The 22,572-nt window shown below is 65.3% G+C and carries 20 protein-coding genes, 1 pseudogene and 1 riboswitch; of the genes and pseudogenes, 10 read left to right on the forward strand and 11 right to left on the reverse strand.

Going from position 1 to position 22,572, the window contains the following annotated elements; translation table 11 throughout:
• From EN780_RS07670 to EN780_RS07700, 7 genes are all read right to left on the reverse strand, one after another.
• Positions 1-975, reverse strand: a 975-nt coding sequence (locus EN780_RS07670; protein ID WP_133372587.1) for a dihydroxyacetone kinase subunit DhaK, incomplete at its 3' end; no start/stop codon positions are given.
• Positions 976-1,040: 65 nt separating this feature from the next.
• Complete coding sequence (locus EN780_RS07675; RefSeq protein ID WP_128272954.1) at positions 1,041-2,054, reverse strand: ABC transporter ATP-binding protein; 1,014 nt, start codon at positions 2,052-2,054, stop codon at positions 1,041-1,043.
• Positions 2,047-3,153, reverse strand: a complete 1,107-nt coding sequence (locus EN780_RS07680) for an ABC transporter ATP-binding protein (RefSeq protein WP_128272956.1) — start codon at positions 3,151-3,153, stop codon at positions 2,047-2,049. The genes EN780_RS07675 and EN780_RS07680 overlap by 8 nt, the downstream gene beginning before the upstream one ends.
• Before the next feature lie 4 nt (positions 3,154-3,157).
• Positions 3,158-3,361 (reverse strand): hypothetical protein, encoded by a 204-nt coding sequence (locus EN780_RS07685; protein ID WP_128272958.1) that lies wholly within the window; start codon positions 3,359-3,361, stop codon positions 3,158-3,160.
• Positions 3,362-3,578: 217 nt separating this feature from the next.
• Positions 3,579-4,529, reverse strand: coding sequence for a carbohydrate ABC transporter permease (locus EN780_RS07690; protein WP_127286270.1), 951 nt, complete (start codon positions 4,527-4,529; stop codon positions 3,579-3,581).
• Positions 4,526-5,473 carry a sugar ABC transporter permease gene (locus tag EN780_RS07695; RefSeq protein WP_128272974.1) on the reverse strand — a complete coding sequence of 316 codons (948 nt, stop codon included), beginning with the start codon at positions 5,471-5,473 and terminating at the stop codon, positions 4,526-4,528. The genes EN780_RS07690 and EN780_RS07695 overlap by 4 nt, the downstream gene beginning before the upstream one ends.
• 218 nt (positions 5,474-5,691) lie before the next feature.
• On the reverse strand, positions 5,692-7,023 hold the full coding sequence (locus EN780_RS07700) for an ABC transporter substrate-binding protein (RefSeq protein ID WP_127311667.1): 1,332 nt from the start codon (positions 7,021-7,023) through the stop codon (positions 5,692-5,694).
• A 222-nt stretch (positions 7,024-7,245) separates the two neighbouring features.
• Between EN780_RS07700 and EN780_RS07705 the strand changes: the two are divergent.
• The 5 genes and pseudogenes from EN780_RS07705 to EN780_RS07725 all read left to right on the forward strand — a co-directional run.
• Positions 7,246-7,368 (forward strand): annotated as a pseudogene (locus EN780_RS07705) (EamA/RhaT family transporter); the annotation flags it as partial.
• Positions 7,369-7,422: 54 nt separating this feature from the next.
• Positions 7,423-9,885, forward strand: coding sequence for an ATP-dependent helicase HrpB (gene hrpB, locus EN780_RS07710; protein ID WP_128272960.1), 2,463 nt, complete (start codon positions 7,423-7,425; stop codon positions 9,883-9,885).
• 96 nt (positions 9,886-9,981) lie between these two features.
• Positions 9,982-11,304 carry an ActS/PrrB/RegB family redox-sensitive histidine kinase gene (locus EN780_RS07715; protein ID WP_128272962.1) on the forward strand — a complete coding sequence of 441 codons (1,323 nt, stop codon included), beginning with the start codon at positions 9,982-9,984 and terminating at the stop codon, positions 11,302-11,304.
• Between the two features lie 119 nt (positions 11,305-11,423).
• Complete coding sequence (locus tag EN780_RS07720) at positions 11,424-11,987, forward strand: ActR/PrrA/RegA family redox response regulator transcription factor (RefSeq protein WP_127283968.1); 564 nt, start codon at positions 11,424-11,426, stop codon at positions 11,985-11,987.
• A gap of 287 nt (positions 11,988-12,274) precedes the next feature.
• Complete coding sequence (locus EN780_RS07725; protein WP_245499906.1) at positions 12,275-13,267, forward strand: magnesium and cobalt transport protein CorA; 993 nt, start codon at positions 12,275-12,277, stop codon at positions 13,265-13,267.
• A 112-nt stretch (positions 13,268-13,379) separates the two neighbouring features.
• Here the strand turns inward: EN780_RS07725 and EN780_RS07730 are convergent, their stop codons facing one another.
• Positions 13,380-13,898 (reverse strand): GcrA family cell cycle regulator, encoded by a 519-nt coding sequence (locus EN780_RS07730; RefSeq protein ID WP_126056595.1) that lies wholly within the window; start codon positions 13,896-13,898, stop codon positions 13,380-13,382.
• A 356-nt stretch (positions 13,899-14,254) separates the two neighbouring features.
• On the opposite strand from EN780_RS07730, the gene EN780_RS07735 reads away from it, so the two are divergent.
• From EN780_RS07735 to EN780_RS07745, 3 genes are all read left to right on the forward strand, one after another.
• Positions 14,255-15,454, forward strand: a complete 1,200-nt coding sequence (locus EN780_RS07735) for an aspartate aminotransferase family protein (protein WP_127285236.1) — start codon at positions 14,255-14,257, stop codon at positions 15,452-15,454.
• A 17-nt stretch (positions 15,455-15,471) separates the two neighbouring features.
• Positions 15,472-16,383, forward strand: a complete 912-nt coding sequence (gene argF / locus EN780_RS07740; protein ID WP_128272964.1) for an ornithine carbamoyltransferase — start codon at positions 15,472-15,474, stop codon at positions 16,381-16,383.
• Positions 16,384-16,461: 78 nt separating this feature from the next.
• Positions 16,462-17,496 (forward strand): Hsp33 family molecular chaperone, encoded by a 1,035-nt coding sequence (locus tag EN780_RS07745; protein WP_127285234.1) that lies wholly within the window; start codon positions 16,462-16,464, stop codon positions 17,494-17,496.
• Between the two features lie 76 nt (positions 17,497-17,572).
• On the opposite strand, the gene EN780_RS07750 is transcribed toward EN780_RS07745, so the two are convergent.
• A complete protein-coding gene (locus tag EN780_RS07750; protein ID WP_128272966.1) occupies positions 17,573-18,376 on the reverse strand; it encodes an alpha/beta hydrolase in 804 nt (267 codons plus the stop codon).
• Positions 18,377-18,430: 54 nt separating this feature from the next.
• Positions 18,431-18,823, reverse strand: a complete 393-nt coding sequence (apaG, locus tag EN780_RS07755) for a Co2+/Mg2+ efflux protein ApaG (RefSeq protein WP_127285232.1) — start codon at positions 18,821-18,823, stop codon at positions 18,431-18,433.
• A gap of 223 nt (positions 18,824-19,046) precedes the next feature.
• On the opposite strand from apaG, the gene EN780_RS07760 reads away from it, so the two are divergent.
• Complete coding sequence (locus EN780_RS07760) at positions 19,047-20,201, forward strand: ceramide glucosyltransferase (protein ID WP_128272968.1); 1,155 nt, start codon at positions 19,047-19,049, stop codon at positions 20,199-20,201.
• Between the two features lie 21 nt (positions 20,202-20,222).
• Here the strand turns inward: EN780_RS07760 and EN780_RS07765 are convergent, their stop codons facing one another.
• Complete coding sequence (locus tag EN780_RS07765) at positions 20,223-21,410, reverse strand: O-succinylhomoserine sulfhydrylase (RefSeq protein ID WP_128272970.1); 1,188 nt, start codon at positions 21,408-21,410, stop codon at positions 20,223-20,225.
• A 58-nt stretch (positions 21,411-21,468) separates the two neighbouring features.
• Positions 21,469-21,546, reverse strand: a riboswitch (SAM riboswitch).
• 78 nt (positions 21,547-21,624) lie between these two features.
• Here EN780_RS07765 and EN780_RS07770 point away from each other — a divergent pair.
• On the forward strand, positions 21,625-22,572 hold a 948-nt coding region (locus EN780_RS07770), incomplete at its 3' end, for a 2'-deoxycytidine 5'-triphosphate deaminase (protein ID WP_128272972.1).

Consider the following 22,572-nt stretch of genomic DNA (forward strand, 5'->3'; position numbering starts at 1 on the left):
CCAGGCATGCGGACCGACCGGCGCCAGCAGCGCCGCCTCGCGTTCGGCATCCAGCCTGATCAGCGACAGCGAGAAGCCGTTCATGTTGAGCGCGGTCATCAGATGGCCGGGACCAATCGTCAGCGTCACCGCCTTCGCCAGCGGCGAGGCGAGCACCGCATTGGCGATCAGCGACATTTCGAGCGGCGGCACCGATCCGAGATTGTTGATCAGGAGCGCATAGCGGCTGCCGGGATCGAGCCGCGCGGCGAGGCGCTCGGCCATGATGGCGACGAGTGAGCTGGCGCTCTGCAAGGCGATGCGCTCGACGCCCGGCTCGCCATGGATGCCGAGGCCGAGCTCGCCGTCTTCGGTGCCGAAGCGGTCTTCATGCGCCTGTCCGGGGATCGAGCAGGAGGAGAGCGAGATGCCGAGCGAAAAAATGTCCTTTGCCGCCGCCCGCGCTGCCGCCGCTACCGACACCAGGTCACGGCCGGTTTCGGAAAGATGCCCGGCTATCTTGTGGACGAACAGCGTGCCGGCGACGCCGCGTGGCTGCGCGATGTCGGGCAGCGCGATGTCGTCGCCGACGATCACCATCTCGACCGCAAAGCCTTCGACGCGCGCCTTCTCGGCGGCGAGGCCGAAATTGAGCCGGTCGCCGGTGTAGTTCTTGACGATCAGCAGGCAACCTGCCGGGCCGGTCGTGGCGCGGATTGCCGCCAGCACCGCCTCGACGCTCGGCGAGGCGAAGATCTCGCCCGAGACTGCCGCTGTCAGCATGCCGGCGCCGACAAAGCCGGCATGCGACGGCTCATGCCCGGCGCCGCCGCCGGAAACCACGCTGACCTTCGTCTTGTCCCAGTCGGCGCGCAGCACGACCTTGATTTCCGGATAGCCGTCGAGGCGCGCCAGCGTGCCGGAGCCCGCGGTGGCGAGAAAGCCGTCCAGCGCTTCGGTGACGATCGAGTCCTTGCGGTTGAAAAAGTGCTTCATGGATTTCGTCCAGTCCGTATCTGCGGTCGTCAATCGATATTTGGCGAATGTTGCGATCGAGCCAGCTACGTCAGCCGCTGGCCGTCCGAACCGAAATAAAGCGGCATGCGATAGCGGATCGTCACGAGGTCTCCCCTCTCGAGCGGCGTGTCGGGATCGGTCAGCGTGACCAGTTTCTTCGGCCCGACCGTCACATGCAGATGGTTTTGGTCGCCGAGATGCTCGACCCAGTCGACGACCCCGTCGGCATGGCCGTTGGCGGCCTTCTCGATCGACAGGTGTTCGGTGCGCGCGCCGATCGTCCTGGTACCGGTTGGCGCACCGCCATCCGGCAGCAGCCCTGCAGGCAGAAGGTTGATCGCCGGCTGGCCGAGGCGGGCGGCGACATGAAGGTTTGCCGGCTCGGAGTAGATGGCACGCGGCGTGCCGATCTGCACCAACTCTCCTTCCGAGAGGATGCCGATGCGGTCGGCCATGGTCATTGCCTCGATCTGGTCGTGCGTGACATAGAGCATGGTGGCGCCGAGTTCGCACTGGATGCGCTTCAGCTCGAGCCTGAGATCCGCGCGCAGCTTGGCGTCGAGCGAAGACAGCGGCTCGTCCATCAGATAGATGGACGGCTTGCGCACCAGCGCGCGGCCGATGGCGACGCGCTGCATCTCGCCGCCGGAGAGCCTGGTCGAGCGGTTGTCGAGCTTGTGGTGGATACGCACCAGCCTGGCCACCTCCTCGACGCGGCGTCGCACCGCGTCCTCGCTGAGCTTGCGGGCCGGCGAGCGCAGCGGGAAGGCGAGGTTGTCGAAGACCGAGAGGTGCGGATAGAGCGAATATTGCTGGAAGACGAAGGCCGTGTCGCGCTCGGCCGGAGACAGCACCGTGGCGTCGCGGCCAGCGATGTGGATCGTGCCGCTGTCCGGCCGCTCCAGCCCGGCGACCAGCCTGAGCGTCGTCGTCTTGCCGGCGCCGGTCGGGCCGAGCAGCACGACGAACTCGCCGTCCTTGATCTGCAGGTCGAGATTGTCGACGGCGACGGTCTCGCCAAAACTCTTGCTCACGCCCTTGATGTGCACGTCAGCCATGGCGCGCCTCCGCTGCCTTGTCATACATGGCGGTCTTCACCGCGCGGCCGGAGCCCTTCTCGAACAGCGACAGCCTGGCGCTGCTGAGCGACAGGCCGACCGGCTCGCCCGAATTGAGCCGGATCTCGGCCGGCACCCGCGCCTTGATGATGCCGTCCGCCGTCTCCACCGCCACGATCTGCGTGGTACCGAGATATTCGGTGCCGTAGATGGCGCCGCGCAATTTCGAGGCGTCGTCAAAGCGGATGTGCTCGGGACGGATGCCCAGCGCCATGTCGGCGGGTGCGATGTCCTCGCGCACCTCCGGCACGGTGACCTTGGCGCCCTGCACGAGAATCTCCTTCGCGCCCTTGGCAAGTCCGCCGCCGAACCTGAGGAAATTCATCGGCGGCGAGCCGATGAACTCGGCGACGTACATCGTCGCCGGGCGGTCGTAGATCTCGCGCGGGGTTCCGAACTGCTCGATGATGCCGTGGTTCATGACGGCGATCTTGTCGGCCATCGACATCGCTTCCATCTGGTCGTGCGTGACGTAGACAGTGGTGGCGTGGATGCGGCTGTGCAGCTCGCGCAGTTCATGCACCATCAGATCGCGGAACTCGGTATCGAGGGTGCCGAGCGGCTCGTCCATCAGGAAACATTTCGGCCGCCGCACGATGGCGCGCCCGAGCGCGACGCGCTGGCGGTCGCCGCCGGCAAGGCCGGAGACCGATTTGTTGAGCAAATGATCGATGCGAAGCAGCTTCGCCGTCTCCTCCACCCGCTGGCGGATCTCGGCCGACGGCATGCCTTGCGCCAAGAGCGGGAAGCCGATGTTCTTGCGCACATTCATGTGCGGGTAGAGCGCGAACAGCTGGAAGACGAAGGCGATGTCGCGCTCCCGCGCCCGGCGCATGGTGACGTCCTCGCCGCCGAGCAGGATCTTGCCGCCGGTCGGCAACTCCAGCCCGGCGATCATGCGCAAGGTCGTGGTCTTGCCGCAGCCCGACGGCCCCAGCATGACGAAGAACTCGCCGTCCTCGACGACGAAGTTGGAATCCTGCACGGCGACGAAATCGCCGAAGGCTTTCCTAAGATGTTGGACGCGGATTTCGGCCATCGTCCTACTCCGGGAATTTCGAGACGATGATGAACATCAAGGTGCCTGCAAGCATGGTGACGAAGGAATAGGTGTAGAGCGACAGCGCGAAGGGCTGGAACAGCATCAGGAAGCCGATGGCGATGATCGCCGTGGCGATGTTCTCCAGCAGGCCGCGCCGTGCCCAGCGGGGCCATGAGGAGCGCTTGGAGACAACAGTGCGGCTCATGCGACACCCCCTTCCTTCTCCCCGTTCAAGGGGAGAGATGGTTGCCAGGTGGTTCCCCCACTCCGTCGCTGCTTCGCAGCGCCACCTCTCCCCCCTCCGGAGGGAGAGGAAGGGAGCCTCGCTGAATGAAGTTCGCGCCCTTCCTCTCCCCCGTCGATCGGGGGAGAGGTGTCGAGCGAAGCTCGACGGAGCGGGGGTCGACTTATTCCCACATCAATCATTTGCGCACCGCGCCGAAGGTGATGCCGCGCAGCAATTGCTTGCGGAGCAGGATGGTGAAGACCAGGATCGGCACCAGGAAGATCGTCGTGCCCGCGGCCACCGCCGGCCAGTCCTGGCCGCCTTCGCCGATGATGGTCGGGATGAAGGGCGGCGCGGTCTGGGCGGAGCCCGAGGTCAGCAGCGCCGCGAACGCGTACTCGTTCCAGGCGAAGATCAGGCAGAAGATGGCGGTCGCGGCGATGCCGGTCGTCGCCTGCGGCAGCACGGTGCGCCAGAAGGCCTGCAGGCGGGTATAGCCGTCGATCATCGCCGCTTCCTCGTATTCGCGCGGGATCTCGTCGATGAAGCCCTTGAGCAGCCACACCGCGAGCGAGACGTTGACCGCCGTGTAGAGCAGGATCATGCCGAGCGCGGTGTCGGAGAGGCCGAGCTCGCGGTACATCAGGTAGATCGGGATGGCGACCGCGATCGGCGGCATGAAGCGCGTCGACAGGATGAAGAACAGAAGGTCGTCGGCTAAAGGCACCTTGAAGCGCGAGAAGCCGTAGGCCGAGAGCGTGCCGAGGAACACCGCGCAGAAGGTCGAGCCGAAGGCGATGATCAGCGAATTGACGAAGCGCGGCAGGAAGTTGGACGGGCCGGCGATCACCATGTTGCGCTTGCGCACGGTCTCGTCGCAGAAGCCGGTCGCCGGTCCGAGCGAGTTGATGTATTCCGGCGTCTGCCGGGTGCGCGTCGTGAACAGGTTGCAATAGCCCTCGATGCTCGGCTGGAACACGATCTTCGGCGGATAGGCGATCGAATCCGGCGGCGTCTTGAAGCTGGTGGCGAAGATCCACAGCAGCGGCACGATCGAGATCAGCGCATAGGCGACGATGATCGTGCCGGCGACCAGCTTCGAATTCGCCGAGGGCGCGACGACGGAATGGGCTGATGTCAGGCTCATCTCTGCTTCACCTTGTTGAGCGCCTTGACGTAGATGTTGGCGAGGCCAAACACGGCGACGAAAAGGATGATGGCGAAGGCCGAGGAATAGCCGGTGCGCCAGCTCTCGAAGGCCTGCCGCTTCAGTGTGATCGACGCGACCTCGGTGGTCGAGCCCGGCCCGCCGCCGGTCAGGAGATTGACCATGTCGAACATCTTGAAGTTCTCGATGCCGCGGAACAGCACCGCCAGCATGATGAAGGGCAGCGCCATCGGCAGCGTGATCGACCAGAACTGCCGCCAGTTGGAGGCGCGGTCGACCTCGGCCGCCTCGTAGATGTATTCGGGGATCGAGCGCAGCCCGGCGAGGCAGATCAGCATCACGTAGGGCGTCCACATCCAGGTGTCGACGATGATGATCGACCACGGCGCAAGGTCGACGTTCGACAGCATCTGCACATTCGTCGGCGGGATGCCGGTGACGAAGGAGATGACATAGGAGAACAGGCCGATCTGCGGCTCATAGAGAAAGCGCCAGAAATTTCCGACCACGGCCGGCGACAGCATCATCGGCACCAGGATGATGGTCGTCCAGAAGGCATGGCCGCGGAACTTGCGGTCGATCAGCCAGGCCAGCGTGAAGCCGATCACTGTCTGCAAAAGGATGGTCCAGAAGACGAAATGCGCCGTCGTCTGCATCGCGATCCAGATGTCCTGGTCGGTGAGGATGCGCTTGTAATTGGCCAGGCCGAGGTTCTTCACCACCTCATTGGGGCGGTTGGCCCGGAAGTTGGTGAACGACAGATAGATCGCCCAGAACAGCGGGAAGATGTTGATGGCGAGCAGGAGCAGGATCGTCGGCGAGATGAACAGCCAGGCGAGGCCCTTGTCGCTGATGCCGCGGACTTTGCGTGCCAACGGCTCCGGGGTCGCCCGGGCAACGTTGTCCGCAGTCCGATTGAGCATGGTGAGTCCTGCTTCGGTCACTTGGATGTCTCGACGATGGAATTTATCTGAACTGCGTCCCGTGCCAAGGGCGGCACGGGACCCCGAGCATGATGCCGAAAAGTGTGAAGCGGTTTTCGGACGACATCATGCTCACCCACTCTTTGGTCCGGAGCGGATGATTTCAGGTCTATTCGACCCGAAATCATCCGGCTCTGGGGTCAAGCTCGGGAGGAGCCTTACATCTTGCCGTCGTCCTGGAAGACCTGCGTCCAGTCCTTGACCAGGCCGTCGAGCGCGTCCTTGGCTGAGCCCTGGCCGGCCACGACATAGTCATGGAAACGCTTCTGCGAGGCCTGCAGCAGCGGCGCGTAGCTTGGCTCGGCCCAGAAATCCTTCACGATGGCCATCGAGTCGAGGAAGGTCTGCGCATAGGGCTGGCTGGCCGGGAACTTGGGATCCTTGACCACGGCGTTCAGGCAGGAAAAGCCGCCCAGCGACCACCATTTGGCCTGAACGTCCTTGTTGGCGAACCACTTGATGTATTTCAGCGCCGATTCCTGCTTGTCGGAATAGGAGACCACGGAGATGCCCTGGCCGCCGAGCTGGGCGAACTGGTCGCCGTCCGGGCCCTTGGGATTGGCGAAGTAGCCGATCTTGTCGCCGCCGACATTCTCGTCCTTCTGCAGGCCGGGCCAGGTGAAGGCGAAGTTCATGTGCATCGCCACCTGGCCGGATTTGAAGGCATCGACGCCTTCGCCCATGTAGCTGTTGGAGGCGCCGGGCGGGGTGCAGCAGTCATAGAGCGCCTTGTAGAACTCCAGCCCCTTCACCGATTTCTCGGAGTTGACGAAGCCTTCCATCTCGTAGGGCTTCTTCGGGTTCTCGTACTGGAAGCCGAAACTGTAGAGCACATCCATAGCACCCATGGTGATGCCTTCGGAACCGCGCTCGGTGTAGATCGAGGCGCCATAGACGGTCTTACCGTCGATCTCACGCTTCTGGAAGAACTCGGCGATCTGCTTGAGCTGGTCGAAGGTCGCCGGCGGACCGAGATCCCAGCCGTATTTCTCCTTGAATTCCTTCTGCAGTTCCGGCTTGGAGAACCAGTCCTTGCGGTAGGTCCAGCCGACGACGTCGCCCATTGCCGGCAAGGCCCAGTAGTTCGGCGTGTTCTTCGGCCATTCCGAATAGCCGACCACGGTCGCCGGCACGAAGTCGTCCATGCTGATCTTCTCCTTGTCGAAGAAGTCGTTCAGCTTGACGTAGTGGCCGTTCTCGGCCGAGCCGCCGATCCACTGGCTGTCGCCGATGATCAGGTCGCAGAGCTTGCCGTGCGAGTTGAGTTCGTTGAGGAAGCGGTCGGCGTAATTGGTCCACGGCACGAACTCAAATTTCATGCCGATGCCGGTTTCCTTGGTGAAGTCCTTGGACAGTTCCACGAGTGCGTTGGCCGGGTCCCAGGCGGCCCAGCAAAGCGTCAGGTCTTCCGCATGCGCGACGTTCGAGACGGCGGTCGACGCAAGCATCGCCGAGGCCAGACCCAACGTCAGTTTCATGGTCGATTTCATGCCTTCCTCCCATTTGCGAAACACGTCCGGATGACGGTTTCAAGAGCCCTCAACCCCTCTCCTCCGGGGCCTAAACTTGGCCACGCTCCAGCGCCGGCGATGTTTAGTAATTTGTTTAGTAATGCTCGTTTTACTAAACAACGCAAGCGAATTCGTTGCTGCGTTGCAACATGGAGCGCCCGAGGCTTGAAATCGTTGGGAAATGGGTCGGCGGGCGGTGATCCCGACGTGCTGACGCTCACCGGTCTCGCCGTCGTCGGCGCATCCGGCCTGCTCACAATGGTGCGTGAGGAGGTGCGGCTGGGCACGGTGCGCTGGAACCCGTTTTCGCGCACCAGGCTTTGAGGCGCCGGCAGCGCGTTGTTGCGCACCGGCCATGGGCGCTGATATGCGGGCGCGATGAGGACAAACCCTTTGCCGGAGCTTCCGGTCTCAGCCGTGCTGCCGGCGCTCGGGGAAGCGCTGGCGACAAAGAGCAGCGCCGTGCTGGTAGCGCCGCCCGGTGCCGGCAAGACGACGCTGGTGCCGCTGGCGCTGCTCGACGCGCCGTGGCTCGGCGCCGGCAGGATCGTCCTGCTCGAGCCGCGCCGGCTCGCCGCCCGCGCCGCCGCCCGCCGCATGGCCGAGCTGCTCGCCGAGGAGCCCGGCGGAACGGTCGGCTACGCGATGCGGATGGAGAACCGCACCTCGGCGCGGACGAAAATCCTCGTCGTCACCGAGGGTGTTCTCGCGCGCATGATCCTCGACGACCCGGAACTGCCGGGCGTCTCTGCGGTCATCTTCGACGAATTCCACGAGCGTTCGCTGGACGGCGATTTCGGCCTGGCGCTGGCGCTCGACGTGCAGGGCGCGCTGCGGCCGGATCTGCGATTGCTGGTCATGTCGGCGACGCTCGACGGCGCGCGCGTCGCGAGACTGTTGTCCGGCGCGCCGGTGATCGAGAGCGAGGGCCGCGCCTTCCCGGTCGACATCCGCTATCACGAGCGGGCGCCGGGCATCGCGATCGAGGATGCCATGGCCAGGGCGATCCGCTCGGCGCTTGCCGAGGAGAGCGGCAGCCTGCTTGCCTTCCTGCCCGGCCAGCGCGAGATCGAGCGCACCGCGGAGCGGCTGCGGGACCGCGTCGCTGCCGACACCGACATCGTGCCGCTCTATGGCCAGCTCGACAACAAGACGCAGGACGCCGCGATCAGGCCGTCGCCGCCGGGCCGCCGCAAGGTGGTGCTGGCGACGTCGATCGCCGAGACCTCGATCACCATCGACGGCGTGCGCGTCATTATCGATTCCGGCCTGTCGCGGCTGCCGCGCTATGAGCCTGCCAGCGGCCTGACCAGACTGGAGACGGTGCGCGTCAGCCGGGCCTCGGCCGACCAGCGCGCCGGCCGCGCCGGGCGCACGCAGCCAGGTGTCGCCGTCCGGCTGTGGCGGGCCGAGCAGACGGCAGCGCTTCCCGCCTTCACCCCGCCTGAAATCCTCGAGGCCGATCTTTCCGGCCTGCTGCTCGACTGCGCAGCCTTCGGCGTCGCCGATCCCACGAGCCTGGCCTTCCTCGATCCGCCACCGGTTCCGGCGCTCAACGAAGCGAGGGCCTTGCTGGTCGCGCTGCATGCCATCGACGACGCCGGGCGTCTCACCGACGCCGGTGCCGCCATGCGCAAGCTCGCGCTGCCGGTGCGGCTTGCCCATATGGTCGCCGAAGCCGCCGCAACTGGCCATGCGCTGGCGGCGGCCACCCTTGCCGTGCTGCTCACCGAGCGCGGGCTCGGCGGCGACGGCGCCGATCTCGAACGCCGTCTGATGCGCTTTCGCACCGAGAAGTCGCCGCGTTCCGTCTCGGCCCGCCAGCTTGCCGAACGGCTGGCAAGGCAGGCCGGCGGGGGAAGGAGCAACGAACCGGCTTCCGCCGGCGCGCTCCTCATCCATGCCTGGCCGGATCGGGTGGCGCGAGCGCGCGGCGAGCGCGGCCGCTTCGTGCTGGCCAACGGCTCGGGCGCCATGCTCGACGCCGCCGATCCGCTGGCCGGCGAGACCTGGCTGGTCGTCGCCGATTTGCAGGGCAAGGCGCAGAATGCCCGCGTCACCGCCGCCGCTCCGGTCGACGAGGCCGACATCCGCGCCGCGTTAGCCGATAGTATCGAGACCCGCCGCGAGACGAGCTTCGACCGCGACCGGCGCGCCGTGCGCGTGCGCGAGACGGCCCGGCTCGGCGCCATCACGCTGGCCGAACGCATGCTGCCGGCGCCGTCCGGCGCCGACGCGGATCGCGCGATCCTCGATGCCCTGCGCGAGCATGGCCTGTCGCTGCTCGACTGGGGCAAGGAGGCGGAGACGCTGCGCCAGCGCCTCGGCTGGCTCAATCGCGGCCTCGGCGCGCCTTGGCCCGATGTGTCCGACGCCGCCCTTCTCGACCGTCTCGACGACTGGCTGCTGCCGTTTCTGACGGGCGCGGCGTCCTTTGCCGCGATCAATTCCGGCGCCCTGTCGGCGGGCCTCACGTCATTGGTGCCGCACGATCTGCAGCGCAAGGTCGACGCGCTGGCGCCGACCCATTTCGATGCGCCGTCGGGCAGCCACGTGCCGATCCGCTATGACGGCGAATGGCCGGTGCTGGCGGTGCGCGTGCAGGAACTGTTCGGCCTCGACAAGCACCCGGCGATCGCCAATGGAACCGTGCCGCTGACGCTCGAGCTGCTGTCGCCGGCGCACCGGCCGATCCAGACGACGCGCGACCTGCCGGGCTTCTGGCGCGGCTCCTGGGCCGATGTGCGCACCGACATGCGCGGCCGCTACCCCCGTCATGTCTGGCCGGAGAACCCGCTCGCCGCCGCCGCCACCAGCCGCGCCAAGCCGCGCGGTACCTAGTCTTGGCAGAAGCTTTGACGGGCCTCCTGGTTGACGACACGCGTTGCCGATTGGCGCCACTAGCGCTTACCCTCCTGCGGCTATAATCGTAAGCCGATGATCAACATCCTGCGCTCACCAGACTTCCAGCAAAGCCAGCGGCTGCGCCTCAACACGCTGATCCGGCTGCGCTGGCTGGCCATCGTCGGCCAGAGCCTGACGGTGCTTGTCGTCGCCTACGGGCTGAAATTCCCGTTGTCGGTCAGCATGTGCTTCGCGCTGATCGCCTGTTCGGCGTGGATGAACCTGTGGCTGACCTTTCGCTATCCGGCGGCGCATCGGCTCACCCCGCTCTCGGCCTTCGTCATCCTGACCTTCGACAGTCTGCAGCTTGCCGGCCTGCTCTACATGACCGGCGGTCTCACCAATCCGTTCTCGGTGCTGCTGTCCGTGCCCGTCGTCATCTCGGCGGCGTCGCTGCCGCTGCGCCTCACCGCGGTGCTGGGCGCGCTGGTCATGGTGACGGCCACGCTGCTGGTCTTCTTCCACCAGCCGCTGCCCTGGTATGACGGCGCGCCGCTGGAAATGCCCTTCATCTACGTCGCCGGCATGTGGATGGCGGTGTTTTCCTCGATCGCCTTCACCGCCATCTACGCCTTCCGTGTCGCCGAGGAGGCGCGCCTGCTCGCCAACGCGCTCGCCGCCACCGAGCTGGTGCTGCAGCGCGAGCAGCATCTGTCGGCGCTGGACGGGCTCGCCGCCGCCGCTGCGCACGAGCTCGGCACGCCGCTCGCTACCATCACGCTGGTCGCCAAGGAGATGGAGAAGGCGCTCGGCAATGATCAGAAATTCGGCGAGGACGTGAAACTGCTGCGCTCGCAGAGCGAGCGCTGTCGCGAGATCCTGAAGCGGCTAACCAGCCTTTCGTCCGAAGGCGAAGCGCATCTGTCGCGCTTGCCGCTGACCTCGCTGGTCGAAGAGGTGACTGCGCCGCATCGCGATTTCGGCATCTCGATCAAGCTGCGGCCGGGCGAGCGCATCGGCCCCGAGCCGGTCGGGCGGCGCAACCCCGGCGTCATCTACGGCCTGGGCAACCTTGTCGAGAACGCCGTCGATTTCGCCCGCAAGACCGTCACCGTCAGCTGGAGCTGGGACGACGCCGACGTCGTCTTCTCGATAACCGACGATGGGCCGGGCTTCCCGCCGGAGATCATCGACCGCATCGGCGAGCCCTATATGTCGACGCGCCAGGGCACCGAGGCCGGCGGCGGCCTCGGCCTTGGCCTGTTCATCGCCAAGACCTTGCTGGAGCGCTCCGGCGCCACGCTTGATTTCCGCAATTCGAGCGGGCTGGGCGAGGGCGCGGTGGTGCAGATATCCTGGCCGCGCGGCGTCTTTCTCAACCCCGAATCGTCCTCCAGCATGTTCGATACCGCCTGAAACCCGGCTTTAACCTGCATCGTGGCCTCATCGGTGCCCGTTGCAGGCGCGAAAAATTGGACAATAGTGGCGCGGAACTGTATCTGCGTAAGCTTAAGTCAGCAGGAATTCTGGACACCATGAGTGGAGACGAAACGACTGGCGCAATGGTTGAGGGCGAGGACACCTCGCTGCTGATCGTCGACGACGACAAGCCGTTCCTGACCCGGCTTGCCCGCGCCATGGAAACCAGGGGCTTCGCGGTCGATACCGCCGACAGCGTCGAGGAGGCGGTGGCCAAGGCGCGCGCCCATCCGCCGGCCTACGCCGTGGTCGACATGCGGCTCGGCGACGGCAACGGCCTCGACGTCATCGCCGCCATCCGCGAAAAGCGCGACGACGCCCGCGCCGTCATCCTCACCGGCTACGGCAACATCGCCACCGCGGTGACCGCCGTGAAGCTTGGCGCCATCGACTATCTTTCCAAGCCGGCCGACGCCGACGACGTCTTCGCCGCGCTCACCCGCACCTCCGGCGAACGCGCCGCGCCGCCGGAAAATCCGATGTCGGCCGACCGCGTGCGCTGGGAGCACATCCAGCGCGTCTACGAAATGTGCGACCGCAACGTCTCGGAAACCGCGCGCCGGCTGAACATGCACCGCCGCACCCTGCAGCGAATCCTCGCCAAGCGCGCGCCGCGGTGACTGGGAGTCCCGGACAGAGCCAGGGCAACAGCTCCGGAGTTTCCAACTTTTGGTGCAGGCTGCCAATTCTCGAAAGTTGGTGCTGCCCCTCACCTGCCTGCCGGCATCCTTGTAACTTGTCCCTTGCCGACTCTGCTATTGCAGCAGGTGCGGTGGCGGACGAGAGACCGGAGCATCTTTGGGCCTTGAAGCCCGTGGGAGAGCGAGGGTCTTCGTCCGCCGTTCCATCGACCCCGAACAGTCGCCTGGGCCGCAAGCGAAGCCCGATTAGGCAAGGATGGGATAGGATGGAAATCGTTGTTGGCATCGACGTTTCGAAGGATCGGCTGGATGTGCATGTTTTGCCGTCCGGTGAAGCGTTTTCGGTTGGTAACGACCACGCCGGGATGGAGGATCTGGCTCGACGTCTTGCAGCCTTTTCTCTGCTGGAGCCGGACCGCAATCTTCTGCTGCGCGTCCAGGCGCAGTTCCATCTGCATGATCTGGCCATCGAGGATGCCGAGCATCCGCATCAGCGGCCGAAGATCGAGCAATATGGCGATGCCCTGTTCATCGTCGCGCGCACCGCCCAGCTTATCGACGGCCGCGTCACCTTCGGCGAGACGCATCTGTTCGTCGGCGCCGGCTACATCGTCAGCGTCAGGCATGGACCCTCGACATCCTATGCCGCGGTCCGTCAGCATTGGGAAACCTGCCCGCATTCGCTCGCCAAAGGCGAGGACTTCGTCCTCTATGCCATTCTCGACTTCATCGTCGACAATTACATGCCGGTGCTGGAGCAGATCGAGGACGAGGTCGAGGCGATCGAGGACAAGGTCCTGCTGAGGCCGATGACCGGCTCCGACATCGAGCGGCTCTATATGCTGCGCCGCGACCTCCTGCGGCTGCGCAACGCGGCTCTGCCGCTGGTCGAGGTCTGCCGCCGGCTGACCAGCGCCGACCTGCCGCAGATCAATGCTTCGATGCACCCGCTATTCCGCGACGTGACCGACCATATCCGCACGGTCCAGGAAAAGATCGACAGCCTGCGCGAGGTGCTGGCCTTCGCGTTCGAAGCCAGTCTTCTGGTCGGCCAGAGCCAGGAAACGGCGATCTCGAAAAAACTCGCCTCTTGGGCCGCCATCCTGGCGGTGCCGACGGCCTTCGCCGGCATCTACGGCATGAATTTCAACGACATGCCGGAACTGCATATGGAGTATGGCTACCCGACCGTGCTAGTTGCGATCGCGCTGATCTGCTCGTTCCTGTACTGGCGGTTCAGGAAGAATGGATGGCTGTGAAGGCAGAGCGAACAGCGAACAGGAAGTAGCGAATAGAGAACACCGAAAACGGCTTGCTCCCTGTCACGGAAGCCAAGCGGTTCCTATTCGCTATTCGCTATTCGCTATTCGCTCAGCGGCTTCTGCGCCGCTCCGCCGCCGGCTGGAACGCGACGCGGGAGTGGTATTTGCAGTACGGGCCGGTCTCGGCGGCGTCGTTGCCGCAGAAGTTGAAGTCTTCCGACAGCGGGTCGCCATTCGGCCATTTGCAGGTGCGCTCGGTCAGCTCGACCAGCTGCAGGTGCCGCGAGATCGGCACGACCACGTTTTCCACCGGTCGGATATAGTGCCGCGCCACCGGCTCGGCGTCGAACTGCGCCTGCAGCGCGGTCGCGCCGATCGAGGTGGTGACGTGGCGCGTGGCGGTCGCCGCCCGCGATACCGATTTCTGGATGGACGATCCCTGCACGGTCTTCTTCTGGCGCGCCGGGCTTGCCGTGGCGCGGCCGCGGCCCGACAGCTTCAGGCGATGCACCTTGCCGATGACCGCGTTGCGGCTGACGCCCCCAAGCTGTGCGGCAATCTGGCTGGCGCTCAGCCCTTCCGACCACAGTTTCCTGAGAAGTTCTACCCGCTCGTCAGTCCAGTTCATGAGACCGCGCTCCTGCTGAGGCGTGCGGCGATCGGAATCCCTTCCCGTCCCGGCTCCCGCCGGGCAGACAACACCACATATATCGGGTGATTAGGTCCGCCGCACGAAATCTAGTTATTTCTCGACTACAAATACCTCATGCGCTGACTCGGTGACAAGAGTCCCCAGGGCAACACGAATCGGTTTTTCCGGTTTTCCCCAACTTGCCGGCTGCTTATGAACCGGCATCCCGTCGGGGGCGTGCCGCGCGCCTATGCGCGACGTTTTCGTTGACTTCATGGCCGAAAAACACGATAAGCCGCAAAGGCCGCCGCTTTGGCGGCTTTTTTGATTTTCCGGTTCCGGAGACGCATATAATGAGCGGTTCGGCGCTTTACGAGACCTTTGCTCGCGCACCCCTGGCCTTCGACCGCGGGGAGGGGACTTGGCTGGTCACCGACAAGGGTGAGCGATATCTCGATTTCGCCGGCGGCATCGCCGTCAATTCACTTGGCCACAGCCATCCGCATCTGGTTGCCGCGCTGACCGAGCAGGCGGCGAAGCTCTGGCATGTCTCCAACCTCTACGAGATTCCGGAGCAGCGCCGGCTCGGCGAGCGGCTCGTCGAGGCGACCTTTGCAGACAAAGTGTTCTTCACCAATTCGGGCGCCGAGGCGCTGGAATGTGCCATCAAGACGGCGCGGCGCTACCATTTCGTCAAGGGCCATCCCGAGCGTTTCCGCATCGTCACCTTCGAAGGCGCCTTCCACGGCCGCACGCTGGCGACGATCGCCGCCGGCGGCCAGTATAAATATCTGGAAGGCTTCGGCCCCAAGGTCGAAGGCTTCGACCAGGTCGGCTTCGACGACATCGACGCGGCCGAGAAGGCGATCACGCCGGAGACGGCCGCCATCCTGATCGAGCCGGTGCAGGGCGAGGGCGGTATCCGCCCGGTGCCGACGCAGTCGCTGAAGCGGCTGCGGCAGCTTTGCGACCAGCATGGCCTGCTTCTGATCTTCGACGAGGTCCAGTGCGGCATCGGCCGCACCGGCAAGCTGTTTGCGCATGAATGGTCCGGCGTCACCCCGGATCTGATGGCGATCGCCAAGGGCATCGGCGCCGGCTTCCCGTTGGGCGCGTGCCTCGCCACCGACGAGGCTGCGGTCGGCATGACCGCCGGCGTGCACGGCACCACCTTCGGCGGCAATCCGCTGGCGATGGCGGTCGGCAACGCGGTGCTCGACGTGGTGCTGGAGGAAGGCTTCCTCGAGGATGTCCAGCGCAAGGCACTGCTCCTGAAGCAGGGATTGGCCGGCGTCGCCGACGAGTTCCCCGAGGTCCTCGAAGGCATCAGGGGAACCGGCCTGATGCTCGGCCTCAAATGCGTGATGCCCAACACCAAGGTCAACATGGCGCTGCGAGACCAGCATCTGCTCGCGGTTCCGGCCGGCGACAACGTCATTCGCCTGCTGCCGCCCCTCACCGTCACCGATGCCGAGATCGGCGAAGCGCTCGACCGCATCCGCGCCGGCGCCCAGGGCCTGGCGGATGCCATCGCCTCGGCCGCCGCGAAGTAGTTCCGGAACCATTGCCGATGTCCGTTCGCCATTTTACCGACCTGTCCGCCGTTTCCGAAGGCGATCTGCGCGTCATGCTGGACGACGCGGTGGTGCGAAAGGCCAGGCTCAAGGCCGGCGAGCGCACCAAGCCGCTCGAGGGCAAGGTGCTGGCGATGATCTTCGACAAGCCCTCGACCCGCACGCGCGTGTCCTTCGACGTCGGCATGCGCCAGCTCGGCGGCGAGACCATCATGCTGACCGGCACCGAGATGCAGCTCGGCCGCTCCGAGACCATCGCCGACACCGCCAAGGTGCTGTCGCGCTATGTCGACGCCATCATGATCCGCACCACCTCGCATGAGCGGCTGCTGGAGCTGACCGAGAACGCCACCGTTCCGGTCATCAACGGGCTGACCGACGACACCCATCCGTGCCAGTTGATGGCCGACATCATGACCTTCGAGGAGCATCGCGGTCCGGTGGCCGGCAAGACCTTCGCCTGGACCGGCGACGGCAACAATGTGCTGCATTCGCTGCTCGAGGCCTCGGCGCGTTTCCGCTTCAACCTCAACGTCGCGGTGCCGGAAGGCAGCGAGCCGGACGAGAAGCACATCGGCTGGTCGAAGGCCAATGGCGGCAAGCTCAACTTCACCCGCTCGGCCGAGGAGGCCGTCCATCAGGCCGATTGCGTCGTCACCGACTGCTGGGTGTCGATGGGCCAGGAACATCGCGCGCGCGGCCACAACGTCTTCCTGCCCTATCAGGTCAATGCGGCGCTGATGGCGAAGGCAAAGCCGGACGCGCTGTTCATGCACTGCCTGCCGGCGCATCGCGGCGAGGAGGTGACCGACGAGGTCATCGACGGGCCGCATTCGGTGGTGTTCGACGAGGCCGAGAACCGCCTGCACGCCCAGAAGGCGGTTTTGGCCTGGTGTCTGGGAGCTTGATCTCCGGAGGTGTGATGCCTATCTGCGGCGCATCACGCAAATCGAGCGCGTTTGGACGCATGCACCCCAAAGGGTGGCATGGCCGCGCCCCGGAGCTTTGTCATGTTGGAAACCCGTCAAGTGACTGAACATCACCCGCAACTCGGCGAATTCGGCTACGCCGGCGACGATCACGTCGTGCCCTTCGAGGTCGCGCCGCTCGACGTGCGCGGCCGCACCGTGCAGCTCGGGCCGATGCTCGACGCCATTCTTGCCCGCCACGACTATCCCGAGCCGGTCGCGCGCCTGCTGGCGGAAGCCTGCGTGCTGACGGTTTTGCTCGGCACCTCGCTCAAGTTCGAGGGCAAGTTCATCCTGCAGACCCGCACCGACGGGCCGGTCGACATGCTGGTGGCGGATTTCTCCACCCCGCATGCGCTGCGCGGCTATGCGCGCTTCGATGCCGACCGGCTGCAGGCGCTGGCCGCCGCCGGCGAGGTCTCGCAGCAGACGCTGCTCGGCAACGGCGTGCTGGCGCTGACCATCGATCAGGGCGTTCACACGCAGCGCTATCAGGGCATCGTCCAGCTCGACGGCTCCTCACTGGAGGAGGCCGCGCGCACCTATTTCCGCCAGTCGGAGCAGATCCCGACCGACATCAGGCTATCGGTGGCCAAGCTGGTGACGCCCGGTCCCGGTGGCGCCCGCGAGCAATGGCGCGCCGGCGGTCTTCTGGCGCAGTTCCTGCCGAAGGCGCCGGAACGCATGCGCGTGCCGGACATTTCCGGCGGCGACGGCGATCCGCGCGAAGCGGTCCATGAGCCGGCCGACAATTCCTGGCAGGAATTGCTCGCGCTGCTCGGCACCATCGAGCCGACCGAGCTGATCGATCCGACTGTCGGTGCCGAACGCCTTCTCTACCGGCTGTTCCACGAACACGGCGTGCGCGTCTTCGGCGGCGTGCCGGTTGCCGACCAGTGCTCGTGCTCGCGCGAGAAGATCCGCGGCATCCTCGCCGGCTTCTCCGCCCAGGAGATCAAGGACAGCACCGAGGAGGGCGGCATCCATGTCGCCTGCGAGTTCTGCTCGACGCAGTACGACTTCGACCCGGCAGAGTTCGCCGCGGCTCAATAGGGTCACTTTCCAGACCAAGCGCGTCGCCTGATCCTTTTCAGCGCGACGCGCTCTAGGCGCCGCGCCTATCTCGGCGTCAAATGAATTCCTCGAGGTGCCTGCGGACATCCGAGGCTCGTTCGACGGGAGCCATGTGGGTTTCGTCCCCGAGCACCATGAGCTTCGCGCCGCTGATCGCGCTCGCGGTAGCTTCCATCATCCCGCCGAAGAACTGGTCCCTTTCACCGCCGAGGATCAAAGTCCTCGCCGAGATGTTGCGGAGGTCTTCTTCCGTCACATCGTCGTCGAGCATTGCTTCGAGATAGCGGACGATCGTGCTCGGCGCCCCCATCCGCGCAACCAGGCTGCGTGCTTCGAACCTCAGTCGAAGACGCAAAAGAAGGTTCAACCAGGGCCGCCGGAACACCGTCGTGAATTCCTTCAGCAAAGCGTGAAATTGTCCGGCCTGTGCGAATTGGATTTGTTTCCTGAGCCGCCTTTTTCCATCGGCCGAAAAGCCATGCGCGCTCGCCAGCAGGATCAGCTTGCCTACAAGGTCCGGGTACCGCACGGCCACCTGCGTGGCGACAACGCCGCCATAGGAAATGCCCATCAGGCTCGCTGGCTCCTTGAAGTCGGCGCCGATGATCTCCGCGATGTCTCTGGCCATGCCCTCGAGCGATGGATCGGCTTTTGGAGCGGGATCGTAGCCAATCAGCACGAAGCTCGTGTTGGGTGGAAGGATACGGATGAGCCGTCCGGCATCCTTTTCCAGTCTGGATGGCCAGGGTTTCATCATGAACCCCTGACCGCCGTTGATGATGAGAAGGCTTTCCGGTCCTTGTCCAACTCTTGCGAACGGCAGCCGGCCCAGAAACAACCCTGTTTCAATTCTGTGCATCAAGCCGCTGCCTGGCGTGCGGTTGGGGCAGTGGCGGCCAAGCGTGCGCGGCCACTAGTTCACCGTCCGCCGCGTGCCCGGCAGGTCGAGCGAGAAGGCGGGGATGGCGACGTTGAACGTCTCGCCGCGCTTGTTTCGCATCGTATAGTGGCCGACCATGATGCCCGAAGGCGTCGAAAGCGGGCAGCCCGAGGTGTACTGGTAGCTGTCGCCGGGATTAAGTTCGGGCTGGTCGCCGACGACGCCTGCACCGCGCACCTCCTCCACCCGGCCACTGCCGTCGGTGATGTGCCAGTAGCGCGAGAGCAACTGCACGAATTCGTCCGAGCGGTTGTCGATAGTCACCTGGTAGCCCCAGACATAGCGGTTCTCCGAAGGATCGGAGCGATCCTCCAGATAGAACGGCCTCACCTGAACTTCGATGTTGCGCGTGACGGCGCGATACATGAGCTACCCCAACAATTCGGGAACTTTCGGCGCACTCCGCTGTCGGGTCAACGATGCGTGACGGCTGTCCCTTCCGCCTTATGCGCACGTGCCGGCAAACAATGTCATTTAAGTGACACACGACAATGATGGTGTGCACGGACCGTGATGGGCGACTCAAACTCTGTCGACCTGTTCAAAATGGCCATCTCCTGGCCGGCTTTTCCGGAGTGACCAGATCTCGATGGAACTGATCGCCATGGCCGCCGCCCTGCTTTCCATAGCCCTGCTTCTCTCAAATCTCGCCAGCATCCTGCTTGCTGCGCGCCGGCTGAAGCCGCCGCGCGGCATGGCCGCGCCCGTGGGCAGGACGCCGCCGGTGTCGATCGTCATTCCCTCGCGCGGCATCGAGCCGTTTACCGCGGAGACGCTGCAGCGCACCTTCACGCTCGACTGGCCGCGCTACGAGCTGATCTTCTGCGTCGCCCATGCCGACGATCCGGTGGTCAAACTGATAAACAGGGCAATTGCCCGGTTTCCCAACGTGCCGGCCCGGCTGCTGGTCGGCGACGACCGCGTCAGCGCCAATCCGAAGCTGAACAATTGCGTCAAGGGCTGGGAGGCGGCGCGCCACCACTGGGTGATCCTTGCCGATTCCAACGTGCTGATGCCGCGCGACTATATCCATAAGCTGATGGCCGCGTGGAGGTCCGATACCGGCCTCGTCTGCTCGACCCCGGTCGGCTCACGGCCGGCTGGCTTCTGGGCCGAGGTCGAATGCGCCTTCCTCAACACGCTGCAGGCGCGCTGGCAATATGCCGGCGAGGCGCTTGGCCTCGGCTTCGCCCAGGGCAAGAGCATGCTGTGGAACAAGCCAATGCTCGACGCCAATGGCGGCATCCGCGCCCTTGCCGCCGAGATCGCCGAGGACGCCGCGGCGACCAAGCTGGTCAACGGCATTGGCCTTCGCGTCCATCTCGTCGCCTCGCCCTTCGAGCAGCCGCTCGGCGAGCGCAGGCTTGGCGAGATCTGGTCGCGCCAGGCGCGCTGGGCGCGGCTGCGCCGCGTCACCTTCCCGCTGTTCTTCGCGCCCGAGATCCTGACCGGTGCTGCGGTGCCGCTTGTCCTGGCACTGGTAGCGGCGGCCCACGTGGGCATCAGCCTGCCGGCCACAACGCTTTGCGTGCTGGCACTCGCCTACCTGCCGGAATGCGCCCTCGCATGGGCCAACGGCTGGCACCTGTCGCCGCGCACGGTCGCGGCGATGATCGTGCGCGACGCGATGCTGCCGGCGATATGGGCGCGCGGCTGGCTGGGCGGCGCCGTCGACTGGCGCGGCAACGCCATGACCATCGGCACCAAGGTGGCCGAACTGGAAGAGACGCCCTCGAGCGCCTGACCGGGCCTTCGCCCAGGTCCCCTATTTCGCCGCCTTCAGCGCCTGCTCGACGTCGGCGAGCAGGTCGTCCGGATCCTCCAGGCCGACCGAGAGCCTGAGCGTACCCGGGCCGATGCCGAGCTCGGCGCGCGCCTCGTCGCTGAGGTTCTTGTGCGTGGTCGTCGCCGGGTGGGTGATCAGGCTCTTGGCGTCGCCGAGATTGTTGGAGATCAGCACGATGTCGAGGGCGTTCTGGAAGGCGAAGGCCGCCTGCTTGCCGCCCTTGACGTCGAGGCAGATCAGCGTCGAGCCGCCCGACATCTGCTTCCTGACGATCTCGGCCTGCGGATGGTCGGCGCGGCCCGGATAGATGACGCGGGCGATCTCCGGCCGTTCGGCGAGGAAGTCGGCGATCTTGCCGGCGCTCTCCGTCTGCTGGCGCACGCGCAACGGCAGCGTCTCCAGGCCCTTGAGCAGCGTCCAGGCATTGAACGGCGACAGGCTCGGCCCGGTGTGGCGGAAGTAGTCGTGCAGGTTCTCGTCGATCCACTTCTTGTCCGACAGGATGATGCCGCCGAGGCAGCGCCCCTGTCCGTCTATGTGCTTGGTCGCCGAATAGACGACGATGTGGGCGCCGAGCTGCAACGGCTTCTGCTGCAGCGGCGTGGCGAAGACGTTGTCGACGATCAGTCTGGCGCCGATCGAATTGGCGAGCGCGGCGACAGCGGCGATGTCGACCACTTCCAGCGTCGGGTTGGTCGGGCTTTCCAGGAAGAACAGCTTGGTGTTCGGCCGCAGCGCCTTTTCCCAGTTGGCGATATCGGTGCCGTCGACCAGCGTCGCCTCGATGCCGTATTTCGGCGCCAGCGTTTCGACCACCCAGCGACAGGAGCCGAACAGCGCGCGCGCCGCCACGATATGGTCGCCCGCCCTGGCGCTGCACAGCAGCGCGGCGCTCACCGCCGCCATGCCGGAGGCCGTGGCGCGAGCGTCCTCGGCGTCTTCCAGGGCGCACATGCGCTTTTCGAACATGTCGACCGTGGGATTGGCGTAGCGCGAGTAGATGAAGCCCGGCTCCTCGCCCTTGAAGCGGGCTTCGGCGGCCTGCGCCGTCTCGTAGACATAGCCCTGGGTGAGATACATCGCTTCTGATGTCTCGCCGAAGCCGGAACGCAGCGTTCCGCCATGCACGAGTGCCGTCTGAGGCTTCCAGTCACGCTTCTTGGTCATCGCTCTACTTCCAGATACAAAAAAACCGGCCGCGAAAAGTCGCAACCGGTCCATACGGCCTTGCGGCCCGACGGTCCTTTAGCGACTTGTTTAACGTGGCTGCAAGCCGACCGGCCAAATCACCACGGGATAACGACCCTTTAGACCCGCGCCGCGCTTGCGTCAATTGCCGGCTTCATTAAGAGGTTTGTACCAGCGGCCTTGGAGCGGAGCCTTGCGGCAGACAGGCATTCTTCCCGATCAGGACATTTCCGCGCTGTTCCAGTCCGGCGCGCTGAAGTCGCCGCGCGTGCTCGATGCCGACCAGATCCAGCCGGCCAGCCTCGACCTCAGGCTGGGCGACAAGGCGTTCCGCGTGCGCGCCTCCTTCCTGCCCGGCCCCGATCATCTGGTGGCCGACAAGCTCGACCGGCTGAAGCTGCACGAGATCAATCTCGTCGACGGTGCTGTGCTGGAGACGGGCTGCGTCTACATCGTGCCGCTGCTGGAAGGCCTGGCATTGCCCTCGAACGTGTCCGCTTCGGCCAATCCGAAGAGCTCGACCGGGCGGCTGGACATCTTCACCCGGGTGATGACCGATCGCGGCCACGAGTTCGACAAGATCGCCGCCGGCTATCATGGCCCGCTCTATCTCGAAGTCAGCCCGCGCACCTTTCCGATTGTCGTGCGCGCCGGCTCGCGCCTGTCGCAGATACGCTTCCGCACCGGCAATGCGCTGCTGTCGGAAAGCGAGTTGCGCGATCTCCACCATGCCGAGATGCTGGTTGCCACCGAGCCGCCCAACATTTCCGGCGGCGGCATCGCGCTGTCGATCGATCTCGATGGCGACAAGGACGGGCTGGTCGGCTATCGCGGCAAGCATCACACCGGCCTCGTCGATGTCGACAAGCGCGCCGCGCAGGACGTCGTCGACTACTGGGAGCCGCTTTACAAGAGCGGCGCCGGCGAGCTGGTGCTCGATCCCGATGAGTTCTACATCCTGGTCAGCCGCGAGGCGGTGCATGTGCCGCCGCTCTACGCCGCCGAGATGACGCCCTTCGATCCGCTGGTCGGCGAATTCCGCGTCCACTATGCCGGCTTCTTCGATCCGGGCTTCGGCCATTCGGCGGCCGGCGGCACCGGCAGCCGGGCGGTGCTCGAAGTGCGCAGCCACGAGGTGCCG

It is taken from the genome of Mesorhizobium sp. M4B.F.Ca.ET.089.01.1.1 (genome assembly GCF_004022605.1).
Lineage (GTDB): Bacteria > Pseudomonadota > Alphaproteobacteria > Rhizobiales > Rhizobiaceae > Mesorhizobium > Mesorhizobium abyssinicae.

What these genes read in the sequence shown, in the direction of transcription:
- EN780_RS07745 (WP_127285234.1), top strand. Translation starts at nt 16,462, where the DNA reads ATGGCCGCGCCCCGGAGCTTTGTCATGTTGGAAACCCGTCAAGTGACT.
- EN780_RS07725 (WP_245499906.1), top strand. Translation starts at nt 12,275, where the DNA reads ATGGAAATCGTTGTTGGCATCGACGTTTCGAAGGATCGGCTGGATGTG.
- EN780_RS07700 (WP_127311667.1), bottom strand. Translation starts at nt 7,023, where the DNA reads ATGAAATCGACCATGAAACTGACGTTGGGTCTGGCCTCGGCGATGCTT.
- EN780_RS07750 (WP_128272966.1), bottom strand. Translation starts at nt 18,376, where the DNA reads ATGCACAGAATTGAAACAGGGTTGTTTCTGGGCCGGCTGCCGTTCGCA.
- argF (WP_128272964.1), top strand. Translation starts at nt 15,472, where the DNA reads ATGTCCGTTCGCCATTTTACCGACCTGTCCGCCGTTTCCGAAGGCGAT.
- EN780_RS07720 (WP_127283968.1), top strand. Translation starts at nt 11,424, where the DNA reads ATGAGTGGAGACGAAACGACTGGCGCAATGGTTGAGGGCGAGGACACC.
- EN780_RS07675 (WP_128272954.1), bottom strand. Translation starts at nt 2,054, where the DNA reads ATGGCTGACGTGCACATCAAGGGCGTGAGCAAGAGTTTTGGCGAGACC.
- EN780_RS07685 (WP_128272958.1), bottom strand. Translation starts at nt 3,361, where the DNA reads ATGAGCCGCACTGTTGTCTCCAAGCGCTCCTCATGGCCCCGCTGGGCA.
- apaG (WP_127285232.1), bottom strand. Translation starts at nt 18,823, where the DNA reads ATGTATCGCGCCGTCACGCGCAACATCGAAGTTCAGGTGAGGCCGTTC.
- EN780_RS07690 (WP_127286270.1), bottom strand. Translation starts at nt 4,529, where the DNA reads ATGAGCCTGACATCAGCCCATTCCGTCGTCGCGCCCTCGGCGAATTCG.
- EN780_RS07760 (WP_128272968.1), top strand. Translation starts at nt 19,047, where the DNA reads ATGGAACTGATCGCCATGGCCGCCGCCCTGCTTTCCATAGCCCTGCTT.
- EN780_RS07695 (WP_128272974.1), bottom strand. Translation starts at nt 5,473, where the DNA reads ATGCTCAATCGGACTGCGGACAACGTTGCCCGGGCGACCCCGGAGCCG.
- EN780_RS07735 (WP_127285236.1), top strand. Translation starts at nt 14,255, where the DNA reads ATGAGCGGTTCGGCGCTTTACGAGACCTTTGCTCGCGCACCCCTGGCC.
- EN780_RS07680 (WP_128272956.1), bottom strand. Translation starts at nt 3,153, where the DNA reads ATGGCCGAAATCCGCGTCCAACATCTTAGGAAAGCCTTCGGCGATTTC.
- hrpB (WP_128272960.1), top strand. Translation starts at nt 7,423, where the DNA reads ATGAGGACAAACCCTTTGCCGGAGCTTCCGGTCTCAGCCGTGCTGCCG.
- EN780_RS07730 (WP_126056595.1), bottom strand. Translation starts at nt 13,898, where the DNA reads ATGAACTGGACTGACGAGCGGGTAGAACTTCTCAGGAAACTGTGGTCG.
- EN780_RS07715 (WP_128272962.1), top strand. Translation starts at nt 9,982, where the DNA reads ATGATCAACATCCTGCGCTCACCAGACTTCCAGCAAAGCCAGCGGCTG.
- EN780_RS07765 (WP_128272970.1), bottom strand. Translation starts at nt 21,410, where the DNA reads ATGACCAAGAAGCGTGACTGGAAGCCTCAGACGGCACTCGTGCATGGC.